Below are 15127 nucleotides of genomic sequence, written 5' to 3'. Positions count from 1 at the left end.
CGCTGCCAATTCAAAAGGAGACATCATGACCGCCACGCTCGTCATCGGACCCTACAGCGATACCGACACCGCCGCGCTCGACGCGGCCTTCACCCCCGTCACCCTCGCCAGCGCGGCCGAGTTGCCATCACTCGACGACGCCACGCGAAACGCCATCACCGCCCTTGCCTACAAGGGCCACCACGCCTTCGGCGCGGCCGAGATGGACCAACTGCCCAACCTCGAACTCATCGCCAATTACGGCGTGGGCTACGACGCCATCGACGTCTCTGCCGCCGATGCGCGCGGCATCAAGGTGACCAACACGCCCGACGTGCTCAACGACGACGTGGCCGACCTCGCCGTCGCGATGCTGCTGATGCAGGTCCGCGAGATGGAACAGGCCAGCCAATGGGCCCGCTCCGGCAACTGGAAGAGCAAGGGCGAATACCGGCTCAACCGCAAGCTCTCGGGCGGCCGCGCCGGGATCGTCGGCCTCGGCCGCATCGGGCGCGAGATCGCCGACCGGCTGGCCGCCTTCAAGATGGACCTCCACTACTACGCCCGTTCCGAGAAGGAGACGCCCGGCTGGACCTACCACGCCGACCCCGTCGCGCTGGCCGAGGCGGTCGACTACCTCGTGATCGCCCTCGTCGGCGGACCCGACACCGAGAAGTTCGTCTCGAAAGAGGTGATCGACGCGCTCGGCCCCCGCGGCGTGGTGGTCAACATCTCCCGCGGCACCACGGTGGACGAGGCCGCGCTTCTCGACGCGCTCGAACAGGGCCGCATCGCCGGCGCCGGGCTCGACGTCTTCCTCGGCGAGCCGGATATCGACCGGCGCTTCTACGCGCTCGACAACGTGGTGATCCAGCCGCACCAGGGCTCCGGCACGGTCGAAACCCGCGCCGCCATGGGCCAGCTCCAGCGCGACAACATCGCCGCATTCCACGCCGGTCAGCCCCTGCTGACCGCCGTCAACTGAAGGAGGCCACAATGAAGGAAAACCGCTTCAAACGCGCCATCGCCGCCGGCCGCCCCCAGATCGGCATCTGGAGCATGATGCGCGAGCCGATGGTCACCGAGATGCTGGGCCAGCTGGGCTTTGACTGGATCCTGCTCGATTGCGAGCACACCCCCAATGACGAGCCCGGCGTCATGGCCATGCTGCAGGCCCTCTCGGCCTGCGACACCGAACCGATGGTCCGGCCAAGCTGCCTCAACGTGGCCGAGATCAAGCGCCTGCTCGACGTGGGCGCCCGCAACATCCTCGTGCCCTACGTGCAGACCGTCGAAGAGGCCGAACTCGCCGCCGCCGCCGTCGCCTACCCGCCCGGGGGCATCCGCGGCGTCAGCAGCGTCTCCCGCGCCACCGGTTTCGGCGCGGAACCCGAGTATTTCATCAAGGCGCGCGAGGAGATTTGTCTGATCGTCCAGATCGAAACCCGCGAGGCGCTCGACCGGCTGGAGGAGATTGCCGCCGTGCCGGGCATCGACGGGCTCTTCATCGGCCCCGCCGACCTTGCCGCCAGCCTCGGCCACCCGGGCAACCCCAAGCACCCCGAGGTCCTCGCCGCCATCACCGACGGCATCGCCCGCATCCGCGCCGCCGGGAAACCGGCGGGCTTCCTGTCGCCCGTCCAAGGGATGCTGGAAGACGTGGTAAAGGCCGGTTGCACCTTCACCGCGGTCGATATCGACCTGCCGCTCCTGCGCCGGGGGGCGCTGGCCCGGCTGGAGGCCTGCAAGCACTTCAAGGGCTAGGGCGACCCGGAGTTTTCAATAATTCCGGGCAAGAAAACCCCGTTTTCTTGCCCGTTTTCTTCGAAGAAAACGCCCGCCGACATCAGGCGGTGGGCTTGTCGTCCTCGAGGTAGTACCGCACGTTGTCCTCGAAACTGTCATCCGCCGACAGCCCCAGCTTCAACGCCTTTTCAGGCCGCAGATCAAACCGCCAGCCCTTCACGATGGCCTGGATATCCGGCTGCGCCTCCCACTTGATTAGCTTCGCCGGCTTCGGGCCCGCCACCGCCGTCATCGCGTCGATCATCTGCCCGATCGTCCACATCCGCCCCGGCATCATCATGCAGCGGTTCTGCCCCAGGTCCGCCTCCTCGATCTCGGCCCCCCTGATCAGGTTCTCCACGCATTTCCGCGGGCTCAGGTAGTAATGCGGAAAATCCACATCGACCGGGCAAACCGCCTCCTGCCCGTTCAGCGGCTCGCGCAGGATCGACGACATGAAGCTCGACGCCGCCCGGTTGGGCTTGCCCGGCCGGACCGAGATCGTCGGAAGGCGGAACCCCCGCCCGTCCACGAACCCCTTGCGCGAAAAGTCGTTCAGCAGCAGCTCCCCCATCGCCTTCTGCGCACCGTAGGAGGTTTGCGGGTTGAGGAAACTGTGATCGACGATCGGGTCCGGCACCTCCCCGCCATAGACGGCGATGGACGAGGTGAAGACCACCACCGGCTTCGTGCCCAGCTCCCGCGCCCGTTGCAGCACGTTGAGCGTGCCCATCAGGTTGATCTCGAGCCCCGCGTCGAAATCCTCTTCCGCATGGGCCGAGACGATGGCGGCCAGCAGGTAGATCACGTTCGTATCCGCCGTAACGCACTCCGCCACCGAGGCCGGTTCGGCAATGTTGCAGGTCACGGTGTCGACCGCCACCGAGCCGCCCTCGATGGGCGCCGGATCGTTGATATCCGCCAGCGTGATCTTCTCGATCGCCTGCCCGCGCAGCTCTCCCCGCTTGACCAGCGTCCGGCCCAGCTTCTGCCCGACGACGCCGCCGCCCCCGATGATCAGGATGTTCATGTCTCTCCTCCTTCGAATATCTGCGGCACCAATGCGCCGCGGTACTGGATGACCTGCGCGGCAAGCTCCATCGCCCCCCGCGCGGCGTCATCCACTGATTCCCCGGCGGCCATGCCAGCAAGGAACGCCGCCCCGAAACTGTCGCCAGCGGCGGTCGTGTCGACCACGCTCTCAAAGCGCACAGCCGGCAGCGTTCTGGCGCCCTTCTCATCCCAAAGCGTCAGGTCGCCGCCGCCATTCTTCACCGCCACGATGCCGGCCCCGCAATCGCGGTAGCGGGCAATCGTTTCCTCCGGCGCGCTATCCCCGAACGCGCGCTGCTCCTCGTCGAAGGAGGGCAGCACCACGTCGGCCACCGAGGCCCCCATGGTCAGCCCCTCGCGCATCGCCTCCGGCGTCTCCCACAACCGCTCGCGCAGGTTGGTATCGAATGCCACCAGCGTTCCCTCACCCCGCGCACGCGCCAGCGCATCGCACAGCGCCCGGCGCGCGGCGGGCGTCAGGATCGCCAGCGTAATTCCCGAAAAGTAAAGCATATCCCGCCCCGCCAGCACCTCCGCCAGCCAGCCCGGATCATCCGCCAGCGCCCGCGCCGCCGACTGGCTGCGCCAATAGGAAAAGCTGCGCTCCCCCTGCTCGAGGCTGATCATGTAAAGCCCGACCGTGCGATCCTCCAACCGCCGCAGGGTCGACGTGTCGATCCCCTCCCCCTCCATGAAGGCGCACATCTCGGCCGAAACCGCATCGGTGCCGATGCAGCTGCCATACCCGACGCTCCAGTCGTCCGGCAGCAACCGCCGCGCATACCACGCCGTGTTGAACGTATCCCCGGCAAAGCCACGCCGGTACAGCCCGGCGCCCGCATCGGCCATCTCGACCATGCACTCCCCGATCGACAGGAACGACCGGCTCACAGGATCACCCGGTGCTCTGGCTGGCCCGCCACGTCAACGCGAAGCGAATATGTCCGCCCGTCATGCTCGGTGGTCACGGTCTGCTCGAGGCTGGCGCTGGTCACGAACAGCGTCTGCAGATCGGCCCCGCCGAACGCCGGGCATGTCGTCCGCTGCGCCGGGAAGGCAATGCTCTGCATCTCCCGTCCATCCGGACCGAACACTGATACCTTCCCGTGCCGGAACTGCGCGCACCACAAGTTGCCCTCCACATCCACCACCGCCCCGTCCGGCCGATACCGGTCAGACGGCAGGTCGAGGAACACCTCCGGCTCCCCCTCCGGCCAGCCCTCACCATCCAGCGCCTGCCGCCAGACCTTGCCCGTCGGCGTATCGGCCAGGAAGGCAAACCGCCCGTCCGGCGTGAAACACATGGCATTCGGGATCGACCACGGCGCATAAAGCCGCCGAAGTTCGCCCCGGTAATACCGATAGATCGCCCCCGCGCCGGGCTCCTTCGCCTTGCCCATCGTGCCGATCCAGAACCCGCCATAAGGGTCCGCCCGGCCATCGTTCGACCGTGTGGCGGGATCGTCCGCCTCAAGGTCGCAAACCTTGCGGCTCTTCCCCGTCTCCACGTTGAAATCAATCAGCGCGCTCTCCGACGCCACCAGAAGCCGCGACTCGTCCACCCATCCGGCGGCCGAGACATGCTCGTCGAACTGCCACATCTGCCGGCCCTCGTCCGTGCGGGTGTAAAGCCGGTACGCGTCGATATCGAACCAGAAGAACTGCCCCCGCAAGGGGTGCCAGAGCGGCCCCTCCCCCAGCAGGCAGTTCGTGTCGTCAAACACCTCCACCGCCGTCACAACAGCCCCCTCTGCGCCAGGTTCCGCATCAGCGCGGCGGTCCCGAACACCCAGTCCGGGCACTCGGTCGACAGCCGCACCGTGTTGCTCAGCGCCCCCAGCGACGGTTCGCTGATGGTTACGATATCGCCTCCCTTGTGGGTGAACCCCTGCCCCGTCGCGCCCCGGTCCTTGACCGGCGCGAACATGGTGCCGAGGAACAGGAAGAAGCCGTCGGGATACTGGTGATGCGCCCCGATGGTCTGGGCCACGATCTGGGCCGGGTCGCGGCTGATCTTGGTCATCGAGGAATGGCCCTCCAGCACGAAGCCATCCTCCCCCTCGACCCGCATGGTCAGCTCGGCCCGGCGCACATCCTCCATCCCGTAGCCCCCGTCGAAGAGCCGCAGAAACGGGCCGATGGAACAGGAGGCGTTGTTGTCCTTCGCCTTGCCCAGAAGCAGCGCCGAACGCCCCTCCACATCCCGCAGGTTCACGTCGTTGCCCAGCGTCGCCCCCACGACCGCACCACGCGCATTCACCGCCAGCACCACTTCCGGCTCGGGGTTGTTCCAGCTCGACACCGGGTGCAGGCCCACGGCCGCCCCGCTCCCGACCGACGCCATGGGCTGGCACTTTGTAAACACCTCGGCATCCGGCCCGATCCCGACCTCGAGATATTGTGACCACAAGCCCTCCTCCTGCAGCACGGCCTTCACCTGCATGGCTTGATCCGTGCCGGGTTCGATCCCCGACAGGCTGTCGCCGATCACCGATTTCACCCTTGCCCGGATTGCCTCGGCCCGGTCGGCATCGCCCGCCGCCTGCTCCTCAATCACCCGTTCGACCATGCTCTCGGCGAAGGTCACCCCGGCGGCCTTGATCGCCTGCAAATCCGGCGGCGCCAGCAACCGCAGGTCATCCGCCCCGGCGCTCTCGGTCGATCCCGCGTCCAGCTCCGCCAGCGTGCAGACCATTTCGCCCGCAGCCCCGCGGGCCGTCTCCGCCGGATCATCCGCCTCCAGCAGCGCCTGCATCGTCGGGATCTCCCGGCTGGTGATGTCGACCACCTCGCCCCCGTCGAGCCGCACCACCGCCGGCCCGATCCCCGGCCGCCAGATGCGCCCCACCAATGTCGCCTTGCTGTCTTCAGGAACCATCCGAAACCTCCCGGTTGCCCGGCGGCAGAAGCTTGCCGGGGTTGAGAATGTTGTTGGGGTCGAACCCGGCCTTGATCGCCCGCATATAGGCCAGCGCCGCGCCATGCTCGGCACCCATGAATTTCTGTTTGCCCAGCCCGATCCCGTGCTCGCCGCTGACCGTCCCGCCGAGGCGCAGCGCGGTCTCTGCCAGCGCCTGCGTGAACTCTTCAGCATGGGCCATCGCGTCCGCATCCCCCGGGTCAACACTCAGCCCGGCATGGAAATTCCCGTCCCCCACATGCCCCACGATCGTCGCCGTCAGGCCCAGCCGCCTGGCATCCCGCTGCGCCTGCAACACCGCCTCCGCCAGGTGCGAAATCGGCACGCAGACATCCGTGGGCCAGATATGCCCGCCCTTGCCGAAGGCGGCCGAGGCGTAATGCGCCTTGTGCCGCATCTCCCACAGCGCGTTCCGCTTCTCGGTGGTATCGGCGGTCTTCCAGCCATCCGCCCCGAACTCGGCGGCGATCTCGCCGAAGGCATCGCTCTGCTCGGCCACGGCCGCGGGCGAGCCATGGAACTCCAGGAACAGGTGGGGCTCCTCCGGCAGGTCGGCCTGCGAATACCGGTTGAACCCCCGCACCATCATCTCGTCCAGCAGCTCGATCCGCGCCATCGGCAGGCCAGACTGGATCGTCAGGATCACGCAGTTCACCGCATCCTCGACCGAGGGAAACCGGCAGGTCGCCGCGCTCACCGCCTCGGGGATGCCCTGCAGCCGCAGGGTCAGCTCGGAGATGATCCCCAGTGTCCCCTCCGATCCTACCAGCAGATGCGTCAGGTCATACCCGGTCGAACTTTTCCGCGCCCGGCTGCCGGTGCGGATCACCGTGCCATCGGCCATCACCGCCTCAAGCGCCAGGATATTCTCGCGCATCGTGCCATAGCGCACCGCCGTCGTCCCGCTCGCCCGCGTCGCGGCCATCCCGCCGATGCTGGCATCCGCCCCGGGATCGACCGGAAAGAACAGCCCCGTCGCCCGCAACTCCTCGTTCAGCCGCTTGCGGGTGATGCCGGGCTGCACCACGGCGTTCAGGTCTTCCGAGTTGACCGCCAGAACCCCGCTCATCCGGCTCATGTCAAGGCTGATACCGCCCTCTACCGCCAGATGCTGCCCCTCGAGGCTGCTCGCCGCACCATAGGCCGTCACCGGCACGCCATGCCGGTTGCAGAGGCGCAGGATGGCCGACACCTCCTCCGTGCTATCCGGATAGGCGACCGCATCGGGGGGCGTGACCGGGTAATAGGTCTCGTTCTGCCCGTGCAGGCTACGATCGGCCTCCGTCGTGACCAGTCGTTCGCCCAGAAGCGCCTGCAACGCCGGCAGGGCCGTGTCGAGGGGCTTCATTTCCCCCATGACAACACCATCGGGTCGAGCGGCCTCAACAGTTCCAGCAGCATCGCCCGCGTGTCGGGATGCAGCGGCGGGATCGGATGGCGGCAGAATTCCGAGGCGATCACGCCACCCTCCACCATCGCCGCCTTGGCAGACCTGAACCCGCATTGCCGGTTCTCATGGTTCACGGCGGGCAAAACGCGGGCATACCCCTCAATTGCCGCCGGCCGGTTGCCGGCAAGGAAATCCCTGACCACCGGCCCGATCAGGTCGGGGATCATCGCGCTGGTCATCGTGCCCGTCGCCCCTGCATCCAGATCGGCCAGCAGGGTAATCGCCTCCTCCCCGTCGAACGGCCCCTCGATGTCGGCGCCCCCCTCGGCAATCAGCGCCCGCAGCTTGGCCGCCGCCTGCGGGCATTCGATCTTGAACAGCTTCAGCATCTCGATCTCCCGCGCCATCCGCACCAGCAGGGGCACCGGCAGGTCGACCCCCGACAGCGGCGCGTCCTGAAGCATGATCGGAATGCCTACCTCGCCCACGGCCCGGAACTGCTCGAATGTCTGCTCCGCCGTGCCCTTCAGAAGCGCCCCGTGATAGGGCGGCATCATCATCACGATATCGGCGCCAAGCTCCTTGGCGAACCGCGCCCGCTCCACCACGATGGGCGTCGCGAAGTGGCTGATCGTCACGATCACCGGCACCCGCCCCGCCACATGCTCCAGCGACAGCCGTGTCAGCGCCTCCCGCTCCGCGTCTGAAATCAGGAACTGCTCCGAGAAATTGGCAAGGATGCAGATCCCGTCGACCCCCTGGTCGATCATGCAATCGAGCACCCGCTTCATCCCCTCGCCGTCAACCTGCCCGTCCTCGTGAAACGGTGTCGGCGCGACCGGCCAGATGCCGGAATACGTTCTCTGTGTCATGCGCTCTCCTTCATGTCCTGCGCTCACTCCACCCCCCGCGAGGCCGACCACAGCGCCAGCGCCACCACCCCCAGCATCGACAGCGCCATCAGGATGTTGATCGTCCGCTGGGTGCGGTCCGACAGGTTGAGCCGGTGCAACGACACCCCGGCCCAGAGCCACGCAAGGTGGATGGGAATCCAGATGATATTCATGATCAGCGCCTTGCTGACCATCTCGAACAGGAAGGCATCCGGCGCATAGTCGAACCCGGTGATCAGCGAGGTGTTCACCGCATAGGCCTTGGGGTTGATCGCCTGCAGCATCAGCCCGCCCAGCACGCCGGGGGGCGATTTCGCCTCCATGAACGCCACCTTCGCGCCGGCAAAGGCGATGCGACCCGCCAGGTACAGCAGGTAGGCCACCGAGGCGAACATCAGCACGGTCCGCAACCACGGCACCGACAGGATCACCGCCGCAAGCCCCGTCATCACCGCCAGCATCACCAGGTTGGTGCCGATGAACAGCCCCAGCACGTAGCGCAGCGAGGCGTTGAACCCATAGGCCGCCCCGAACCCGGCCGTCGTCATCACCCCGGGCCCCGGCGTGATGATCAGGAAGAAGACGGCGGCGGCGAATGTCAGCATACCGTGAAATCCAGTTGCACCTTCATCGCCTGCGCCCGGTCAGACGCCGTGGCGAAGGCTGCCCCGAACTCAGCCAGCGGAAAGCTGTGGGTAACCAGCGGCGCCACGTCGATCAGCCCCTTGCGCATCAACTCCACCGCCACCGCGAATTCCTCGTGAAACCGGAACGAGCCGCCAAGCGACAGTTCCTTCGCGGTGATTTGCATCATCGGCAAGCGCATGTCGCCCGACAGGCCAAGCTGAACCACCCGCCCCCGCGGCCGAAGCGCCGCGATCCCGCTGGCCAGCGCAGTCTCGGCGCCGGAACATTCGAACAGCACGTCAAGGCTGCCCTTGCCCACAGCGTATGGCGCCAGCGCCTCGGGGTCCTTCGACGTATCCAACGCCACATCCGCCCCCGCCGCCCGGGCGAAGGCCAACCCGTTCTCGGCAATGTCCGTGGCGATGATCTCCGCCGCCCCGGCCCGCCGCGCGGCCAGGATGACCAGCACCCCGATCGGCCCGCAGCCCGTCACCAGCACCCGTCGGCCCAGCATCTCCCCCGCCCGGCGCACCGCGTGCAGCGCCACCGACAACGGCTCCGCCATCGCCGCCTCGGCCGGGGTCAGCCCGTGGGCCGGCACGCATTGCGCCGCCTCGGCCACCAGCACCTCGCGAAACGCGCCCTGCACATGGGGAAACGGCATGGCCGAGCCGTAGAACCGCATGTTCAGGCAATGGTTCGGCAGCCCACGCAGGCATTCGCCGCAACTGCCACAGGGCCGCGACGGCGACACCGCGACCAGATCACCAAGGTCGAATCCCTCGACCCCTTCGCCCAACGCCTCGACGATTCCCGCCACCTCGTGCCCGAGAATCATCGGCTCCCGCAGCCTGACCGTGCCGAACCCGCCGTGGTTGAAGTAATGCAAATCCGACCCGCAGATCCCGCCGCGGCTCACCCGCACGCGCACCTGCCCCGGCTCCGGGTCGGCCGCCTCGCACGCCTCGAGGCGCAGGTCTTTCGCCACATGGGCGTAGAGCGCTGTCATCGCAGACCGTCCTCCCCGGGGTTCCGCTTGCATCGTTATAAAAATGGTATACCATTTGTTCAAGGCACGTTCGACCGGGAATGCGAATTTCCCTTTCGGGCGCCGCAGGGAGGATGAATGCAACTGTTCGATCTGACGGGCCGCACGGCCCTCGTCACCGGCTCTTCCATGGGCATCGGGTTCGCCCTGGCGCGCGGTCTGGCTCAGGCCGGGGCCCGGCTGGTGCTGAACGCCCGCAATGCCGACCGGCTGAAGGAGGCGGAGGAGACACTGCGCGCCGAGGGCGCCGAGGTTGACACCCTGCCCTTCGACGTGACCGACGCCACCGCCGCCCGTGACGCCATCGACGGCTACGAAACCGATACCGGCCCGATCCACATCCTCGTCAACAACGCCGGCATGCAGCACCGGACCCCGCTGGAAGATTTCCCGCCCGAGGATTTCGACCGCCTCATGCGCACCAACGTGAATTCGGTCTTCTACGTGGGCCAGGCCGCCGCCCGCCACATGATCGCCCGGCAATCGGGCCGGATCATCAACATCGCCAGCGTGCAAAGCCAGCTCGCCCGCCCCGGCATCGCCCCCTACACCGCGTCCAAGGGCGCCGTCACCAACCTGACCAAGGGCATGGCGACCGACTGGGCGAAGCACGGGCTCAACTGCAACGCCATCGCGCCGGGCTATTTCGACACGCCGCTCAATGCCGCCCTCGTCGCCGACCCGGATTTCACCACATGGCTCGAGAAACGCACCCCCGCAGGGCGCTGGGGCAAGGTCGAGGAACTGGTCGGCGCCTGCGTCTTCCTCGCCTCCGACGCGGCGAGCTTCGTCAACGGTCACACGCTGTTCGTCGACGGCGGCATCACGGCCAGCCTTTAAGGGAGGAGAACATGAGCGACAAACCCGTCATCGGTTTCATCGGCGTGGGCCTGATGGGCCACGGCATGGCCAGCAACATCCTGAAGGGTGGCTACGACCTCTGGATCAAGGGCAACAGGAACCGCGAGCCGGTCGACAGCCTTGTCGGAAAGGGAGCCAGGGAAGCCTCAAGCCCCAAGGAGATGGCCGAACACTGCGACATCATCCACATCTGCCTGTCGAACTCACCACAGGTCGAGGCGGTGATCCGCGGGCCCGACGGCATCCTCGCCGGCGCGCGGAAAGGGTTGATCGTGATCGACACCACCACCGCCGACCCGGTCTCGACCATGGCGCTGGCCGCCGAGATGGCGGAACAGGGCGTGAAGATGGTCGACGCGCCCCTCGGCCGTACCCCCAAGGAGGCCGAGGAGGGCAAGCTCGACGCCATGGTCGGCTGTGACGAGGGTGATTTCGCCACCGTCTCGCCGGTGATCGACTGCTGGGCCGGCACCATCACCCGCATCGGCCCGACGGGTTCGGGCCACAAGATGAAACTGCTGATGAACTTCCTCGGCGCGGCCTACGCGGCGCTCTATTCCGAAACCGCCGCCCTCGGCGCCAAGGTCGGCATCTCGCCCCATACCTTCCGCGAGGTGATCGGCCCCAGCCGCCTCGGCAGCGGCTTCTTCGGCACCTTCATGACCTATGTCTGCGAGCGCGACCGCGACGCCCACAAGTTCACCATCGCCAACATGTCCAAGGACATCCGCTACGTGAACGCCATGGCCACCGACGCCAGCGTGATGAACGTGATGGCCGCGGCCGCGAAACACTACTTCACCCATGCCGAGGCGGTGGGCGCCGGCCAGGATTACGTGCCGATGCTGTCGGATCACGTGGGCCGGCTGAACGGTCTCGACATGGATGCGGAAGTGAAGAAGGGCCGCTGAAGGAGGGCAATGCGATGCTGAGCGACGCGCAACGGGACTTCTACGCCGAGAACGGCTACCTGATGATCGAGAACGCGGTCACGCCCGACCAGCTCGACCGCCTGCGCGCCATCACCGCAAGGCTGATCGACGCCTCCCGCACCGTCAGCGAAAGCGATGATGTTTACGACCTCGACAAAGGCCACGGCCCCGACAGCCCGCGCCTCACCCGTATCAAGATCCCCCACAAGCAGGATCCGTATTTCTGGGAGGTGCTGCGCCACTCCACCATGACACAGGTGCTCAACGACCTGCTCGGCCCCGACACCACGATCCTGACCTCCAAGCTCAACACAAAGGCCCCCGGCGGCGGGCGGGCGGTGGAATGGCACCAGGACTGGGCCTTCTACCCGCACACCAATGACGACCTGCTCGCCTTCGGCCTGATGCTGGAAGACGTGGACGAGGCGAACGGGCCCCTGATGGTCATCCCCGGCACCCATCGCGGCCCGGTGCTCGACCATACGTCCAACGGTGTCTTCGCCGGTGCCATCGACCCCGACGACCCGGCCTTCGACCGCGAGAAAATCGTCACCCTCACCGGCAAGGCCGGCAGCATGACGGTCCACCACGCCCGCCTCCTGCACGGCTCCGCCCCGAACCGGAGCGACCGGGCGCGGATGATCCTGTTCTACGAATGCGCCAGCGCCGATGCCTGGCCGCTTCTCGGCGCGAATTCCTATTTCCACGCGCTCGGCCAGCGGAAGTTCTGGGAGGATCTTCAGGACCGCACGATCACCGGCAAACCCTGCCTGACACCCCGGCTGGAACAGGTGCCCGTCACCATGCCCCTGCCCCCGGCGCCCGACACCGGCTCGATCTTCCGTACACAGGAATCCGCCGGCGCGCGCAGCGCCTTCGCCATGGACTGACCGCCTACGCCTCGATCACCGCGCGGCCGTCGGCGATCATCTCCTCGATGGCCGCCATTTGGCAGAACCCGTCCCGCACCTTCGCCTCGAGCGCGCCTTCCAGCTCCCGTACCTTCGCCAGCCGCTCGATCACCCGGTCGATCTCGGACAGGGGCACCACGACCACGCCGTTCCGGTCGGCCACGATCAAATCGCCGCTCTCGACCCGCGCGCCGCCGATCATGGCGCCGAACCCCGCCCTGGCCGGCCCGTTGGAATAGGGCGAATTCGGGCTCAGCCCGGTACACCACGCCGGCAGCCCCACCTCGACGATCCCCTCGTAATCGCGCATCTCGCCATCGGTCACGAACCCGGCCGCGCCCTTGTTCTTCATCATGCCGCAGAACTGATCGCCCGCCGCCGAACAGTTTCGGTGCCCGTGCACCGCCGCCACGACGATGTCGCCCGGCTCGAGGATATGCAGCGCGCCCATCGTCGCGAGGATCTCCGCCGGCCCGTTATCGGCCACCAGCGCCGGGCCCACGGCGCGACAGTCGATATCCCGCCCGCCGCCGATCGGCTGGATGGCGGAACTCAGCGCCCCCTGCCCGCCCATCGCGTCACAGACGAACCCGGTCGGCACGCCCTTGAACGCAGCGATCTGGGCGGCGGTGGGGCGCGGAAAGCTCCGGCGCAGGGTCAATACGGGCGGCTCTTCGATCATGGCGTCTCTCCACGTTGCAGGCATCGGCGCACAGGCCCGCCGACACATCTCGGCTTCCCGCCGCACCGTTTCCGGCACGACGCCGGGCATTTCCGGCAAACTGACGCCACAAGACGAAAGATTCCGCCGGATGCCTTTCAAATCAGGGCGAATTGCCCTTGCATTTGGTATACCAAATGGGAATGCTGTCACAAGAGGCGTGTTCGCCCGACGCCAGCGAACACGGAATATTGGGAGATTGGCTCGATGTCTGACACACGCGCGAACAAGCAGTTCCGGTCGCAGGAATGGTTCGACAACCCGAACAACCCGGGCATGACCGCGCTCTATCTCGAGCGATACCAGAACCAGGAATTCACCCGCGAGGAACTTCAGTCCGGCAAGCCCGTCATCGGCATCGCCCAGACCGGCTCGGACCTTGCGCCATGCAACAAGATCCACGTCTTCCTGATGGACCGGATCAAGGCCGGCATCCGCGAGGCGGGCGGAATCCCGATGGAGTTTCCCGTCCACCCGATCCAGGAAACCGGCAAGCGGCCCACCGCCGCGCTCGACCGGAACCTGCAATATCTCAGCCTTGTCGAGGTGCTGCACGGCTACCCGATCGACGGCGTCGTGCTGACCACCGGCTGCGACAAGACCACGCCCGCCATGCTGATGGGCGCGGCCACGGTCGACCTGCCGGCTATCGCCCTCAACGGCGGGCCGATGCTGGATGGCTGGTGGAAGGGCAAGCGCGCAGGCTCGGGCATGATCGTCTGGGAAAGCCGCCGCCTGCTGGCCGCGGGCGAGATCGACTATGACGAGTTCCTCAGCCGCGTCTGCTCCTCCGCGCCCAGCCTCGGCCATTGCAACACCATGGGCACGGCCAGCACGATGAACGCCATGGCCGAGGCGCTCGGCATGTCGCTGACCGGCAACTCGGCGATTCCCGCACCCTTCCGCGAACGAATGGCCATGGCATACGAGACCGGCAAGCGCATCGTCGCCATGGTTTACGAGGACCTCAAGCCGTCCGACATCATGACGCGCGAGGCCTTCGAGAACGCCATCATCGTCAACGCCGCCATCGGCGGCTCGACCAACGCCCCGCCCCACCTGCAGGCCGTCGCCCGCCATATCGGCGTCGACCTCGACGTGAAGGACTGGGAGACCATCGGCTTCGACGTGCCGCTCATGGTCAACATGCAGCCCGCCGGCGAATACCTCGGCGAAAGCTTCTTCCGCGCGGGCGGCGTGCCGGCGGTGATGGCCGAGCTGGTCCGCGCGGGCCGCATCCACGAGGGGGTGATGACCGCCACCGGGCAGACCATGGGCACAAACCTCGCCGGGCTCGAAAGCGCGGACCACAATGTCATCACCACTTACGACGCCCCCCTGCGCAAGAACGCGGGCTTCAAGGTGCTGACCGGCAACCTGTTCGACTCCGCCCTGATGAAGACCAGCGTGATCTCCGACGATTTCCGCAAGCGGTTCCTGTCGGAACCCGGCAACGAGAACGTGTTCGAGGCCCGCGCCGTGGTCTTCGAAGGGCCCGAGGATTACCACGACCGGATCAACGATGCCGGGCTCGGCATCGACGAGCGCACCATCCTCTTCATTCGCGGTGTCGGCTGTGTCGGCTATCCGGGTGCGGCCGAAGTGGTGAACATGCAGCCCCCGGATGCGATCATCCGGCAGGGCATCCACCACCTGCCGACCGTGGGCGACGGGCGCCAGTCGGGCACCTCGGAAAGCCCCTCGATCCTCAACGCCTCGCCCGAAAGCGCGGTCGGCGGCGGGCTGGCCTATCTCGAGACCGGCGACATGGTGCGGCTCGACCTCAACGCCTCGCGCATGGATGCGCTGGTGGACGAGGCCGAGTGGCAGGCCCGGATCGACGCGTGGCAGGCGCCCGAGATCAAGAGCCAGACACCGTGGCAGGAAATCTACCGCACCCATGTCGGCCAGCTTGCCAATGGCGGCTGTCTCGAACTGGCCACCGCCTATCAGAAGGTCGGCCGCGACCTGCCGAGGGACAACCACTAGACCACGCGGCAGGGTGGC

General features: G+C 67.0%; 15 protein-coding genes. 6 read left to right on the top strand and 9 right to left on the bottom strand.

Annotated elements, in window-relative coordinates; genetic code table 11:
* Nucleotides 1-25 precede the first annotated feature (25 nt).
* Together ACO07J_RS05295 and ACO07J_RS05290 are read left to right on the top strand one after the other, a co-directional pair.
* On the top strand, nucleotides 26-964 hold the full coding sequence (locus ACO07J_RS05295; protein ID WP_422026974.1) for a 2-hydroxyacid dehydrogenase: 939 nt from the start codon (nucleotides 26-28) through the stop codon (nucleotides 962-964).
* Between the two features lie 11 nt (nucleotides 965-975).
* Entirely contained in the window at nucleotides 976-1743 is a 768-nt protein-coding gene (locus ACO07J_RS05290; protein WP_422026972.1) for an HpcH/HpaI aldolase family protein, read from the top strand.
* A gap of 82 nt (nucleotides 1744-1825) precedes the next feature.
* Here the strand turns inward: ACO07J_RS05290 and denD are convergent, their stop codons facing one another.
* Genes denD through ACO07J_RS05250 form a run of 8 tightly spaced genes read right to left on the bottom strand, consistent with a single transcriptional unit; the run spans nucleotide 1826 to nucleotide 9656 of the window.
* Complete coding sequence (denD, locus tag ACO07J_RS05285; RefSeq protein ID WP_422026970.1) at nucleotides 1826-2794, bottom strand: D-erythronate dehydrogenase; 969 nt, start codon at nucleotides 2792-2794, stop codon at nucleotides 1826-1828.
* Nucleotides 2791-3675 carry a sugar kinase gene (locus ACO07J_RS05280; RefSeq protein ID WP_422029707.1) on the bottom strand — a complete coding sequence of 295 codons (885 nt, stop codon included), beginning with the start codon at nucleotides 3673-3675 and terminating at the stop codon, nucleotides 2791-2793. The genes denD and ACO07J_RS05280 overlap by 4 nt, the downstream gene beginning before the upstream one ends.
* Nucleotides 3676-3704: 29 nt before the next feature.
* On the bottom strand, nucleotides 3705-4541 hold the full coding sequence (locus ACO07J_RS05275; protein WP_422026968.1) for an SMP-30/gluconolactonase/LRE family protein: 837 nt from the start codon (nucleotides 4539-4541) through the stop codon (nucleotides 3705-3707).
* An 11-nt stretch (nucleotides 4542-4552) separates the two neighbouring features.
* On the bottom strand, nucleotides 4553-5695 hold the full coding sequence (locus tag ACO07J_RS05270; RefSeq protein WP_422026966.1) for a fumarylacetoacetate hydrolase family protein: 1143 nt from the start codon (nucleotides 5693-5695) through the stop codon (nucleotides 4553-4555).
* The gene (locus ACO07J_RS05265) at nucleotides 5685-7094 is read right to left on the bottom strand and encodes an FAD-binding oxidoreductase (protein WP_422026964.1); all 1410 of its coding nucleotides are present in this window, start codon (nucleotides 7092-7094) and stop codon (nucleotides 5685-5687) included. The genes ACO07J_RS05270 and ACO07J_RS05265 overlap by 11 nt, the downstream gene beginning before the upstream one ends.
* The gene (locus ACO07J_RS05260; RefSeq protein WP_422026962.1) at nucleotides 7082-7999 is read right to left on the bottom strand and encodes a dihydrodipicolinate synthase family protein; all 918 of its coding nucleotides are present in this window, start codon (nucleotides 7997-7999) and stop codon (nucleotides 7082-7084) included. Before ACO07J_RS05260 ends, ACO07J_RS05265 begins: the two co-directional genes overlap by 13 nt.
* Nucleotides 8000-8022: 23 nt before the next feature.
* Nucleotides 8023-8625 (bottom strand): LysE family translocator, encoded by a 603-nt coding sequence (locus ACO07J_RS05255; RefSeq protein ID WP_422026960.1) that lies wholly within the window; start codon nucleotides 8623-8625, stop codon nucleotides 8023-8025.
* Nucleotides 8619-9656, bottom strand: coding sequence for an L-idonate 5-dehydrogenase (locus tag ACO07J_RS05250; RefSeq protein ID WP_422026958.1), 1038 nt, complete (start codon nucleotides 9654-9656; stop codon nucleotides 8619-8621). The genes ACO07J_RS05255 and ACO07J_RS05250 overlap by 7 nt, the downstream gene beginning before the upstream one ends.
* 117 nt (nucleotides 9657-9773) lie before the next feature.
* Between ACO07J_RS05250 and ACO07J_RS05245 the strand changes: the two genes are divergently transcribed.
* From ACO07J_RS05245 to ACO07J_RS05235, 3 genes are read left to right on the top strand one after another with little or no spacing between them, the layout of a single operon-like run.
* Nucleotides 9774-10535 carry an SDR family oxidoreductase gene (locus ACO07J_RS05245; RefSeq protein ID WP_422026956.1) on the top strand — a complete coding sequence of 254 codons (762 nt, stop codon included), beginning with the start codon at nucleotides 9774-9776 and terminating at the stop codon, nucleotides 10533-10535.
* An 11-nt stretch (nucleotides 10536-10546) separates the two neighbouring features.
* Entirely contained in the window at nucleotides 10547-11467 is a 921-nt protein-coding gene (locus ACO07J_RS05240; RefSeq protein ID WP_422026954.1) for an NAD(P)-dependent oxidoreductase, read from the top strand.
* A 14-nt stretch (nucleotides 11468-11481) separates the two neighbouring features.
* On the top strand, nucleotides 11482-12378 hold the full coding sequence (locus ACO07J_RS05235; protein WP_422026952.1) for a phytanoyl-CoA dioxygenase family protein: 897 nt from the start codon (nucleotides 11482-11484) through the stop codon (nucleotides 12376-12378).
* Between the two features lie 4 nt (nucleotides 12379-12382).
* On the opposite strand, the gene ACO07J_RS05230 is transcribed toward ACO07J_RS05235, so the two are convergent.
* Entirely contained in the window at nucleotides 12383-13081 is a 699-nt protein-coding gene (locus tag ACO07J_RS05230; RefSeq protein ID WP_422026950.1) for an RraA family protein, read from the bottom strand.
* Nucleotides 13082-13327: 246 nt separating this feature from the next.
* On the opposite strand from ACO07J_RS05230, the gene ACO07J_RS05225 reads away from it, so the two are divergent.
* Nucleotides 13328-15109 carry an IlvD/Edd family dehydratase gene (locus ACO07J_RS05225; RefSeq protein WP_422026948.1) on the top strand — a complete coding sequence of 594 codons (1782 nt, stop codon included), beginning with the start codon at nucleotides 13328-13330 and terminating at the stop codon, nucleotides 15107-15109.
* Nucleotides 15110-15127 lie beyond the last annotated feature (18 nt).

Origin of the sequence: Roseovarius sp. (assembly GCF_965228755.1) — a bacterium.
Classification (GTDB): domain Bacteria; phylum Pseudomonadota; class Alphaproteobacteria; order Rhodobacterales; family Rhodobacteraceae; genus Roseovarius.
Note: the sequence above shows the minus strand (reverse complement) of the source record. Positions and strands in the feature narration are given on the sequence as shown.

Coding starts and splice junctions, on each gene's coding strand:
- ACO07J_RS05295 (WP_422026974.1), top strand. CDS start 26: ATGACCGCCACGCTCGTCATCGGACCCTACAGCGATACCGACACCGCC.
- ACO07J_RS05290 (WP_422026972.1), top strand. CDS start 976: ATGAAGGAAAACCGCTTCAAACGCGCCATCGCCGCCGGCCGCCCCCAG.
- denD (WP_422026970.1), bottom strand. CDS start 2,794: ATGAACATCCTGATCATCGGGGGCGGCGGCGTCGTCGGGCAGAAGCTG.
- ACO07J_RS05280 (WP_422029707.1), bottom strand. CDS start 3,675: ATGGTCGAGATGGCCGATGCGGGCGCCGGGCTGTACCGGCGTGGCTTT.
- ACO07J_RS05270 (WP_422026966.1), bottom strand. CDS start 5,695: ATGGTTCCTGAAGACAGCAAGGCGACATTGGTGGGGCGCATCTGGCGG.
- ACO07J_RS05265 (WP_422026964.1), bottom strand. CDS start 7,094: ATGGGGGAAATGAAGCCCCTCGACACGGCCCTGCCGGCGTTGCAGGCG.
- ACO07J_RS05260 (WP_422026962.1), bottom strand. CDS start 7,999: ATGACACAGAGAACGTATTCCGGCATCTGGCCGGTCGCGCCGACACCG.
- ACO07J_RS05255 (WP_422026960.1), bottom strand. CDS start 8,625: ATGCTGACATTCGCCGCCGCCGTCTTCTTCCTGATCATCACGCCGGGG.
- ACO07J_RS05250 (WP_422026958.1), bottom strand. CDS start 9,656: ATGACAGCGCTCTACGCCCATGTGGCGAAAGACCTGCGCCTCGAGGCG.
- ACO07J_RS05245 (WP_422026956.1), top strand. CDS start 9,774: ATGCAACTGTTCGATCTGACGGGCCGCACGGCCCTCGTCACCGGCTCT.
- ACO07J_RS05240 (WP_422026954.1), top strand. CDS start 10,547: ATGAGCGACAAACCCGTCATCGGTTTCATCGGCGTGGGCCTGATGGGC.
- ACO07J_RS05235 (WP_422026952.1), top strand. CDS start 11,482: ATGCTGAGCGACGCGCAACGGGACTTCTACGCCGAGAACGGCTACCTG.
- ACO07J_RS05230 (WP_422026950.1), bottom strand. CDS start 13,081: ATGATCGAAGAGCCGCCCGTATTGACCCTGCGCCGGAGCTTTCCGCGC.
- ACO07J_RS05225 (WP_422026948.1), top strand. CDS start 13,328: ATGTCTGACACACGCGCGAACAAGCAGTTCCGGTCGCAGGAATGGTTC.